This window comes from bacterium, from assembly GCA_018830565.1.
Classification (GTDB): domain Bacteria; phylum UBA9089; class JAHJRX01; order JAHJRX01; family JAHJRX01; genus JAHJRX01.
Genome location: JAHJRX010000081.1, coordinates 1 through 2131, shown reverse-complemented (window position 1 = coordinate 2131; position 2131 = coordinate 1). Strand labels below are relative to the sequence as shown.

Genomic DNA, 2131 nt, shown 5'->3' with positions numbered 1-2131 from the left:
CATACCATTAGTCCAAGGATGCTTAAATTTGATGGTTCTATGTTGAATCTTGTTTTCTTGGCAGATATTATCAAAAGGATGAATCTTCTTGGTCTTCTTTCCTTTTGGTAAAGCCTTGTAAGAGAATTCAATGCCATTATCGGTTAAGATGTAGTTTGTTTTGTATGGATAGAATCTTAAAGCTTGTTTTAAGAAGAAAGCTCCAGGAGTCTTGGTTTTGCTTTTTCCAAGCATTACAAAAGCAACCTTGCTTACTCTGTCAATAGCAGTATAGATATAGCTTCTTTCTTTATTGATTTTAGGAGCATATAAAAGATCAATATGAAGATAACCAATACCATATTTTCTAAATTTCTTGATCTTTCTTTCTATCTTTACAAACTCTAAAGGCAAGGCATCAAGACTATGTCTTTTGAGACAACGGTATATCTTCATAGGATAGAGAGTAGGAATTTTATCCTCAAGAGTAAAGAAAATCTCCTCTATCGTTTTCTTAAACTGTTTTCTTTCAAAGCAGATGAGGTCTTCTTGCTCTGGAGTTAGAATGGTGTTGAGTTTATGAGGACGGGAAGGCTTGTCTTCAAGGCTTTCTGACTTCTTCCACCTCTGGACAGTAGTCTGGCTAATGCCATACTTTTTAGCCAAAGCATAAGCAGAAAGAGAACTTTCTTTAATTGCTTTTCTTATTGCTAAAGTTGTAGTAGCTTTTTTGTGAAGTTTTACTTGCATACGCTAATATTATACACCTTAACGTATCGTTAGTCAACAGTTATTGAGTTAATCAGTCATTAAGCTATTGAGCCAATCGTTATTCCTTTCTGGGTTTAGAGATATATAATTTGATTTCTTCAAAGAACTGGCCAAAGACAAGCCTTGCTTTCTCAGCCAAGGGCATCAAAAGTTCTGGTTCCAACATGAAGCCATATCCATGGATAAAAAAATGGCGAAATTTTAGGTAATCCCTGAGCTGATCTGCTAATGATTCACTCACAATCCTGTGCTTTACGGCACCTATGAGAAGTTCCTTATGCCAGGTTTCCGATGGTGTAATTCTAACTCCACAATTTTTCAAAGTATGTTTCAGGATATTTTCAACTCCTCCGTAAAGATTGTGTAAATATGTAGCAATGCCAGCATAGTCAAGCTCTTCCTTCGATTCCCGTGATAGACCTTTGGATAGCAGCTCAAGCGTTCGCTCCATAGCTTGTTTTTCGGCGGTCTGGTATTCTTCATATTCAGTCATAGATGAGTCTCCCATATTTGCGAACAACTGGGGCAAAGGGATTGTTGGAATCAAGGTTTACTACATCAACCGTTTTTGACAACGCCCACTCAAGTTCGCCTGTCAGTTCAAAAAAACGCTCCTTGAGGATACCCTCGATGCCAAGGTCTATGTCGTTAATTTCGCCCGATTCTTGGAGGCTGGAGCCAAAAAGATAGATGGAACGGATGTTATACTTTTGTGCCCATTCTCTTATTGCCTTTAGATCCGATTCTGGTATCATAGAATCTCTCCTCCTAACCTCTCTCTATTCCCAAAAAAATATCCAACATAATTCTGAACAACTACCCTCATCTCTTCACCTCACTATAATTCAGTCATTAAGTCATTGAGTTATTCTTCTGCTTTTTTATGGAAGCAATGTAGGCGTTTTCTTGAAAATGAAACCTTCCAAATTCTTCAGCAATTTGGTTGTCCCCCTTAGCTCAGGTCTGGCTACTTTTCATCCTATTTCGATAAAACCTTCTTTGAACTTTAAAAAGACATTAAAATTTCTCAAGAAGTTTAGGCCCAAAAGGCCATCAGCATAAGCATTAGGTGGTATATCATGACAAGCAACTTCTAAATCCTTTACTTCCTCTCCCAGGGCAATAACTTTACTTATAGTAATAACAGGAGCCATTTCAAGTCCACTCGCAGTGGTTAATTGAGTTCTCTTTGTTGATATGGCTGGATCGTATCCAATGGCTACAACTATCTCCCAGGGGAGGATAGTGTAGGAAGAACCGGTATCGAAAACCAGTTTTAATGGTCGACTCCCTTCTCTTCCTTCAATAATTGCTCTCACTATTATTATCGGTGCAGATGGTCTAAATAGAAATCTCTTCATTACAACATAACCGCCAGATT

General features: G+C 37.9%; 4 protein-coding genes. All 4 read right to left on the bottom strand.

From position 1 onward, the window contains the following. On the bottom strand, window positions 1–729 hold a 729-nt coding region (locus tag KJ849_07885), incomplete at its 3' end, for a DDE-type integrase/transposase/recombinase (protein ID MBU2600477.1). A 79-nt stretch (window positions 730–808) separates the two neighbouring features. Continuing rightward, window positions 809–1243 carry a hypothetical protein gene (locus tag KJ849_07880; protein MBU2600476.1) on the bottom strand — a complete coding sequence of 145 codons (435 nt, stop codon included), beginning with the start codon at window positions 1241–1243 and terminating at the stop codon, window positions 809–811. Then, a complete protein-coding gene (locus tag KJ849_07875; GenBank protein ID MBU2600475.1) occupies window positions 1236–1505 on the bottom strand; it encodes a nucleotidyltransferase domain-containing protein in 270 nt (89 codons plus the stop codon). Before KJ849_07875 ends, KJ849_07880 begins: the two co-directional genes overlap by 8 nt. Before the next feature lie 219 nt (window positions 1506–1724). Then, window positions 1725–2131, bottom strand: a 407-nt coding sequence (locus KJ849_07870; GenBank protein ID MBU2600474.1) for a retroviral-like aspartic protease family protein, incomplete at its 5' end; no start/stop codon positions are given.

Bases quoted from the DNA above. Each gene is read 5' to 3' on its own strand.
- KJ849_07880 (MBU2600476.1), bottom strand. From the start codon at position 1,243: ATGACTGAATATGAAGAATACCAGACCGCCGAAAAACAAGCTATGGAG.
- KJ849_07875 (MBU2600475.1), bottom strand. From the start codon at position 1,505: ATGATACCAGAATCGGATCTAAAGGCAATAAGAGAATGGGCACAAAAG.